This window comes from Flavobacterium sp. (assembly GCF_043760115.1).
Taxonomy (GTDB): domain Bacteria; phylum Bacteroidota; class Bacteroidia; order Flavobacteriales; family Flavobacteriaceae; genus Flavobacterium.
In genome coordinates this window covers 1-9076 of sequence record NZ_JAYUPK010000039.1, presented here as the reverse complement: position 1 = coordinate 9076, position 9076 = coordinate 1, and the positions used below count along the sequence as shown (strand labels likewise).

General features: G+C 31.6%; 4 protein-coding genes. 1 reads left to right on the top strand and 3 read right to left on the bottom strand.

Annotated elements, in window-relative coordinates:
* Positions 1 to 2637: choice-of-anchor L domain-containing protein (locus ACH2BC_RS03545; RefSeq protein ID WP_395052608.1), on the bottom strand; the 2637-nt coding region annotated here is incomplete at its 3' end.
* A 133-nt stretch (positions 2638 to 2770) separates the two neighbouring features.
* On the opposite strand from ACH2BC_RS03545, the gene ACH2BC_RS03540 reads away from it, so the two are divergent.
* On the top strand, positions 2771 to 3667 hold the full coding sequence (locus tag ACH2BC_RS03540; RefSeq protein WP_395052607.1) for a NifU family protein: 897 nt from the start codon (positions 2771 to 2773) through the stop codon (positions 3665 to 3667).
* Between the two features lie 55 nt (positions 3668 to 3722).
* Here ACH2BC_RS03540 and ACH2BC_RS03535 read toward each other — a convergent pair whose 3' ends face one another.
* A complete protein-coding gene (locus ACH2BC_RS03535; protein ID WP_395052606.1) occupies positions 3723 to 4475 on the bottom strand; it encodes a hypothetical protein in 753 nt (250 codons plus the stop codon).
* Positions 4476 to 4653: 178 nt separating this feature from the next.
* Positions 4654 to 9076: gliding motility-associated C-terminal domain-containing protein (locus ACH2BC_RS03530; protein ID WP_395052605.1), on the bottom strand; the 4423-nt coding region annotated here is incomplete at its 5' end.

Genomic DNA, 9076 nt, shown 5'->3' with positions numbered 1-9076 from the left:
AGAAACTGTGTAAAGAAATACACTTGTAGTAGCTCCAACTGCTGGTGTAAAAGTTCCATTGCTTGCAGTAAAAGTTCCTCCAGTTCCAGATTGTAATGACCAAGTTCCGCCAGTTTGTTCACCAGTTATTAAATTAAATAAGTCTATTTGAGTTGTACTGGTTTCGCAAACGCTTGTTGAACCATCTGCGCCTGCATTGGGCGAAGGATTTATTGTTAAAGTAACACTACTAGAATCGCTAATACAAGGAGAAGTTCCAGTTATGGTGTAAGTAAAAACACCTGATGTAGCTCCAACGGCTGGAATGTAAGTTCCTGCTGTCGCATTAAATATTCCACCAATAACAGCTGTAGACCAAACTCCACCAGATTGTTCACCAATAATTAAATTAAATAAATTAATTTGAGTAGTACTTGAATCACAAACGGTTAAAACGCCATCTGTTCCTGCATTGGGTTGTGGATTTATGGTTACTGTTACTGTGCTTGTATCATTTAGGCATGGTGAAGTTCCAGAAACAGTGTAAAGAAATACGCTTGTTGTAGCTCCAACTGCTGATGTAAAAGTTCCATTACTTGCAGTAAAAGTTCCACCAGTTCCAGATTGTAATGTCCAAGTTCCACCGACTTGTTCGCCAGTTATTAAACTCGATAAATTAACTTGGGTTGTGCTGGTTTCGCAAACACTTGTTGAACCATCTGAGCCTGCATTGGGTTGAGGAACAACAGTTACGGTTAAAGTAGTAGTTCTAGAACATTGACCAGTATTTGGCGTAAAAGTATAAACTGTAGTTGCTGTATTATTTAAAGCTGGAAGCCAAGTTCCAGTAATACCATTAGTTGATGTTGTAGGTAATGGAGATAAAGTAGTTCCTGAACATATTGGTGCAATAGCAGAAAAAACAGGATTAATATTTGTATCAACACTTATTTGAAAGGTAGTTAGACCAAAATTTGTTGGATTCGCATTTTCTTGAACCCTAACATGAATTGTTTGAGGATTAGAAATATTATTATAACTCGTTATTGGATTAATAGCAAATGTTCCAGATGTTGCGTTTGGTAAAGATGTGTGATAAGTAGTGGTATAAGTAGTTGGATTATAAGTATTTCCCAGCACTAATAATGTTTGCGAAGTAAAATCAAATGATTCAATTTGATTATTAGAAATATCATCGCATTTTGTTAAATTTATTGGTGCATTTGGTACAATTGCTGCAGGCGGAATAACGTCCAAGAAAAAACTTCTTGTTTCAATACATCCAGAACCAGTTTGGTTGTCTACAATTGAAGCAAATATTTGTTGACCGTCAAAACCAAGATATGTAGCAGGATTTGGAATTGGAAAAGCACCAATTTGAGCATCAGATAAAAGAGTATGATAATAAATTTCATAACCTACAGGCGCACCATTTCTTATTGGATTATTATTAGTATTTAAATTAAAAATAGTTGTTGTTGAAGTTATATCTGGAGGATTTCCAATAATAATTGGCATTGGAGGCAAAAATTCTACAATAATTGGATTGTAAGTTTGTGAACAACCAGAAGCTAATGTAACAACTACAGAATATGTTCCTGGTGCTGTAACTTCATATAGATAGTTTGTTGCTCCAGGAATTGGAGTTCCGTTTAAACTCCAAACGTATGTTGATCCTGGTAATTGAGTTGGACCAGCTTTAATTATTCTTGTTGATTGATTACAAATAGCAGAACCATTAGCAATTGTAAAATTATTTAAATTTTGATTAGGATTAGTTGTATTATAACCGTCACTAGCAATATTTAATGCACCAATATTAAAACTTCCTCCACCAAGAAATACCGCAGAATCAAAAGAATTATCATTTCTATCAGCAATTACTAATTTTATATGATAAGTATTATTTGGAATAACCGCAGACGAAGCCGTCATTTTAATAGTTTGTCCATTAAAATTACTTGCAGTTCCAACTGTGTTTGTACCATCATTATAAAAACCAAAAAAAGTAGGATTTGCTGACAGACAACTATTATTATTAGCAGAATTTCTAATAGTTACAACAGAAATAGGTGTTGTAGTATTTGGAATAAGTGCTAAATTTGTTACTGGACCTGCTGTAGTAGTGTTAGATAAAAAAAATGCAAATGCATCTGAAAAAACGCACTGATAAGTACCATATTCTTCAGAAGCAAACAAAAAATCAAAACTCATAGAATCACTTAGTGGAACAAAATCAAATTCTAAAATAGTTGCATCATTATAATCAGTTAGAGTGGCATCAATATTTAAAGATTGCACATAACTTAATAATTGTGCATCGCCTGGCCAATTTCCATTAGATTGAGAGGAATTATTTGGTCCACCAGCTTGTAAAGCATTTCCAGTACTTAAAACTACACCAGATGCCAATGGAAAAGCAGGATTGGTATTTGTAAAATATCCAATACCATTATTTATATCTCCTTGAGTTGTACCTGAACTCCAAGTAATGTTGGTAAGTGTTCCTGCACAAGATGAAGAAGAATTACTTCCTCCAAACAATATATTTTGAACAAGTTGAGGAACTGTATAAGTAGTGTTATTTACAACAACGCCTTGAGAAAAAGTATATTGGTTTAGTAGTATAAAAAGTAATAATAGTAGAATTTTTTTCATAAATCGAGGCAATTAAATTTATATTATTCTGTATTCTAAAACGATTAATGTGTTAATTAATTGTTTAAATGTCCAAATATAATCAATCATAGAAAATAACTTTGTTAAATTTGTCGAAAAATGTAGTATTACCATGAAATTAATCATAAAAGAAACTCAGAATTCAACCATAATAAAATTTGAATTTCCAGATTTTATTACCCAAAATGAAAATTTTGAATATAAAAACATAGACGAAGCTAAGAATTCACCATTAGCGCAACAACTATTTTACTTACCATTTGTTAAAACAGTTTATATATCTGGAAACTTTATAGCAATTGAAAGATACAATATTGTAGAATGGGAAGATGTTAAAGATGCGGTTGCTGAACAAATTGAAGATTTTGTAAATAAAGGTGGAATAATTATAATTCCAGACGAATCTAAAAACAAGAAAATTGCTTTGAGTGTTTATGGCGAAATTACACCAAATCCTGCAACATTAAAATTTGTGGTTACTAGATTACTTACTAAAACTGCCTTAGAATTTAAAAATATTGACGAAACTACTGCTTCGCCACTTGCAAAAGAATTGTTTAAATTTCCGTTTGTTAAAGAAATTTTTATTGATGAAAATTATATTTCTGTTACTAAATATAATGTTGCAACTTGGGAAGAAATAACACTAGAAATTAGAACTTTTATTAAACAGTTTATAGAAAATGGTGGATTAGTAATTGATGAATCTGTCATTATTGAAAATCCAAAATTAGAAAAACAAAAAATTAAAAATTTTGATACTCTAGATGTTACATCGCAGCAAATTATAAATATTTTAGAAGAATATGTTAAACCTGCAGTTGCTGCCGATGGTGGAAATATTCTTTTTGATTCGTACGACGAAAAAGAAAAACGAGTTAAAGTTATACTACAAGGTTCTTGTAATGGTTGTCCATCATCAACATTTACATTAAAAAATGGAATTGAGAATATGTTAAAAGATATGTTACACGACGAAGCTATCATTGTTGAAGCTATAAATGGATAATTAATCAATGATTTACAAACTAAAAAAACCTTCAGTTAGAAGGTTTTTTTGTTTTTTATAAGTTTTTCTCAAGCGATTTTAAATCCAATTCTTTTCCGTTAATATCGTAAAACTTATATCGGTATTTTAATTTTCCGTTTAGTTCTTCAATATCTACGTGCATTTGATAAAATCCTTTGCTCCATTCTACAATTACATCATAATAATAATCTCCAACTCCAAAACTGCTTGGAAGATTACTTACATAAACTAGTTTTTTAGTTTTTAAATTTAAAGTATTAATTTCTATATTATTATATGCACCAACATCTTCACTGTCAAACGTTTGACCCATATAATTGTATTGATTGGATTTCTTTTTATTTTTCTTATCTCTGTTTTCGTTATAAATGTCTTTTACAGAAAAAATTACTTCCTTTAAAGAGAATTTGCCAACATTTACTAGGTTAAATTTTATTTGATGATTGTACATTAACTTATGTACTTTTTTGTTGTCATCATTTAATTCAATTTTTTCTCCTATATCTGAATCTGATATTTCAACAATTGGTAAATTTTGATCAATAATTTCTATATAACTTTCAGATTTTAATTTTGTGATTTTAGTTTCTGCAGCTTCAAATTTTTCATTAGACTGATCAATTTCATTTTCTAGAATGGCTACTTTTTGATTGGTAAGGTCTATTTCAGTTTTATTTAAATCGGAAACTTCTTCAATTAAAATATCATTTTTTCCGCTGTAAAGCGAATAAATAGAACCAATTATTAAGGCACAACCTACAAAAAGTGCTAAAATTAATGTTATCATAGTAGAATTCTTTTTCATACCAATATTATGGTTTTCGTAATCTAAATTTTTTTTAAAATTACTGCTTTTTTAAAGAATGCAAAAAGTTCTTTTTAATTTTTTTTAAACAGATATATTTTTTCGAAATACTAAATTAATTAAATAAAAAAAGTGCTACTAAGAGCACTTTTCTATAGTGTTAACGTGCAATGTAAACCCAACCTGTTTTTACATTTCCGTCTGTTAATTCTGCTGAGTAAAAATAAGTTCCGTCAGGTAAATTTTTTGCGTCAGATGTTGTTCCATCCCATTGACTAGTATAATTTGAGAAACTATTTATTTTCATTCCGTATCTATTAAAGAAACTAATAAATTTAACATTACAACCGTTTAAGTTGAAAGTGTCATTTTTACCATCACCATTTGGAGAAATTCCGTTAGGGAAAATACAAGTAGTTTCTACAGTAACTGTTTCTTCATATTCACATCCGTTGGCATCTTTTACAGTAATTATATAATCTCCTGGCAATAAATTGGCATAACTTGATGTATTGCTAAAACTTCCATTATTTATATTGTATTGAAATGGAGCAACTCCACTTGTAACACTAGTTATCTCAATAACACCTTGTGCAGTTTGATTTAAAACATTAGAAACAATAATTGCTAAATCTGTTGGTGATGGATTGATTGTTACAGATAAAGTAGTTGTTGTTGCACATTGTCCTGATGTTGGTGTAAAGGTGTAAGTTGCAGATGCTGTTGTGCTTACAATTGCAGGATTCCAAGTTCCAGTATATCCATTTAATGATGTTAAAGGCAAAATTGGACTTGCAGAACCAGAACATAACGGAGCAATTGCATTAAATGTTGGAGTTATGTTTGGATTTATAGATAAACTATAAGTAGTTCCGACAGCACATTCTCCAGCATTTGGAGTAAAAGTATAAATAGTAGTTCCTAAAATAGAATAATCTAATGTGTTTGGACTCCAAGTTCCATTAATTCCATTAGTAGAAATTTGCGTAATAAGAACTTGAGCACTTGCACCTTGACAACCAGTTCCAGAAGTTCCAAATGTAAATAAAGGAACAATTTTAGTATTTACAACAACCGTTAAACTTACTGTAGTTGCACATTGATTTGCATCTGGTGTAAAAGTATATGTTGCTGTAGCAGTATTATTTACCAATGCATTCCAAGTTCCAGTAATATTATTTTGAGATGTTGTTGGTAAAATTGGCGCTGTCGAACCTTCACAAATTGGGTTTACTGTTGCAAATGTTGGTGTTATACTATTAATGTTAATTTGTAACGTAGAAGTTGTAGCGCATTGATTCGCATCTGGAGTAAAAGTATATAATGTTGGAGTTGTGTTGCTAACTGTTGCAGGATTCCATGTTCCTGTAATTCCATTTGTAGATGTTGTAGGCAATGTTGGAGCAACAGAACCAAAACAAACATCAGCTACAGCAGTAAATGTTGGATTGATAACATTAATATTTATTTGTAAAGTAGTTACAATTGCACATTGATTTGCATCTGGAGTAAATTCATAACTTCCAGCAGTTGTATTACTAACTGTTGCAGGATTCCAAGTTCCAGTAATTCCATTAGTTGAAGTTGTTGGTAATGTTGGAGCTGTTGAACCAAAGCAAACATCGGCAATTGGATTAAAGTTTGGAACTATTGTATTAATTGTAGTTGTTAATGTTGCAGTTGTAGCACAAATTCCAGCATTTGGTGTAAATGTATATGTTGCAGCAGTTGTTGAACTTACTATTGATGGATTCCAAGTTCCAGTAATTCCATTGTTAGAAACTGATGGTAAAATTGGAGCTGTAGCATTATAACATATAATAGGAATAGCATCAAATAATGGTGTTACATTTGGATTTACAGTAACAGATAATGAAGCAGTTGTAGCACATTGATTTGCATCTGGAGTAAAAGTATAACTTCCTGTTGATGTGTTACTAACTAGTGCAGGAAACCAAGTTCCAGTTATTCCATTGGTAGATGTTGTTGGTAAAATTGGAGCAGTTGCATTTTCACAAATTGGAGCAATTGCATCAAATGTTGTAACTATAGTTGTAACATTTACGGTTAATGTTGTAGCGATTGCACATTCACCAACGTTTGGTGTAAATGTATAAACGTTTGATACTGTATTGCTAATTGTTGCAGGATTCCAAGTTCCATTTATACCGTTGTTAGAAGTTGTTGGTAAAATTGGACTTGTAGTATTATAACATACATCTGGAATAGCAGTAAATGTGGGAGTAACTATTGGATTTACTACAATTGTTATTGATACAGTTGTTGCACATTGACTTGCATCTGGTGTAAAAGTATAAACTGTTGTTGCTGTATTATTTATAATATTTGGATTCCAAGTTCCAGTTATTCCATTATTAGAAGTTGTTTGTAATGTTGGAGCAGTCGCGTTTTCACAAATTGATGCAATTGAATTAAATATTGGTGTAATTGAATTTATATCAATATTCATAGTAACAATTGTAGCACATTGATTTGCATCTGGAGTAAATGTATACGTTCCAGAAATTGTATTGCTAATTATTGCTGGATTCCAAGTTCCAGTAATTCCATTAGTAGAAGTTGTTGGTAAAATTGGAGCTGTTGAACCGAAACAAACTGGTGCAATTTGTGTAAATGTTGGAATTATTGTATTTACTATAATTTGTATAGAAATTGGTAAAGCACAAATTCCTGTATTTGGAGTAAAAGTATAAGCTCCAGACGTTGTATTGCTTACCACAGATGGATTCCAAGTTCCTTCAATTCCATTAGTAGAAATTGTTGGTAATATTGGCGACGTTGATTGATAACATACAGGTGGAATTTCATTAAATGTAGGAGTAACGTTTGGATTTACAATTACATTTATTAAAGTTGTTGTTGCACATTGATTTGCATCTGGAGTAAAAGTGTAACTTCCAGAAGTTGTATTACTTATTGTAGAAGGATTCCAAGTTCCAGTAATTCCATTGTTAGAAGTATTTGATACTATTGGAGCAATTGAATTTTCACAAATTGATGTGGCAATACTAAATGTTGGATTAATAGTTGTAACATTTACTAAAATACTTGCGGCAACAGCACATTGATTTGGATTTGGCGTAAAAGTATATGTACCAGATGTAGTGTTACTTATTGCAGTTGGATTCCAAGTTCCAGTAATTCCATTATTAGATACCGTTTGTAAATTTGGACTTGTTGTTCCAAAACATACATCTGCAATAGCATTAAAAGTTGGTATAATTGTATCAACAGTTACTGATATTGATGTTGTAATTGCACATTGATTTGCATTAGGCGTAAATGTATAAGTTGCAGATTGTGTGTTACTTATTGTTGCTGGATTCCATGTTCCAGTAATTCCATTGTTAGATGTGGTTTGTAAATTTGGAACACTTGAACCATTACAAACTGGCGGAATTACATTAAAAATTGGAGTAATAATTGTTACAGTAACTGATAACGTTGCTGTTGTTGCACATTGATTAGGATTAGCTGTAAAAGTATAAGTTCCAGAAGCTGTATTGCTTATAGTTGCTGGATTCCAAGTTCCAGTAATTCCATTTGTAGATGCAGTTGGTAAAATTGGACTAGTTGTTTGATAACAAACATCTGGAATTGCATTAAAAGTTGGAATTATATTCGGACTTATTGTAACATTTATAGTAACAGCAATAGCACAAACTCCTGTATTTGGAGTAAATGTATAACTTCCAGAATTTGTAGTACTCACAACAGATGGATTCCAAGTTCCAGAAATTCCATTAGTAGAAGTTAATGGTAATGTTGGAGCAACAGAACCAAAACATACAGGTGGAAGTGGATTAAATGTCGGAGTTTCATTTGGATTTACCAAAACATCTATTGTTGTAGTAGTTGCACATTGTCCAGAATTTGGAGTAAAAGTATATGTACCAGAAGCTGTATTGCTTATTATTGCAGGATTCCAAGTTCCAGTAAATCCATTATTTGAAGTAGATTGCAAAGTTGGAGCAGTTGCATTTTGACAAATAGGAGCAATTGCATTAAATGTTGGCGTGATATTCGGATTTACAACTACAGTTAATATCGTGGTATTGGCACAAAAACCTGGATCTGGAGTAAATGTAAACGAGTACGTTCCAGATGTTGTATTATCAACTGTTGCTGGATTCCAAGTTCCAGTTATCCCATTATTAGAAGTTGTTGGTAAAGTTGGAGGAATTCCATTTTGACAAAAAGGAGAAATTGTAGTAAATACTGGGGTTATTGTTGGATTTACAGTAATATTTATAGTTAAAGTAGTTGCACATTGATTAGCATTTGGAGTAAAAGTATAATTTCCAGATGTTGTATTACTAACAGTTGCAGGATTCCAAGTTCCTACAATTCCATTATTAGATGTTGTTGCTAAAGTTGGCGAAGTAGTTCCAGAACAAACTGGATTTACAACGTCAAATGTTGGTGTTATAATTAATACTGTAACATTTAAAGTTGTAGCCAATGCACACAATCCAGATGTTGGAGTAAAAGTATAAGTTCCAGAAGCAGTATTACTAATTGTTGCTGGATTCCAAGTTCCAGTAATTCCTTCCAAAGAAGTA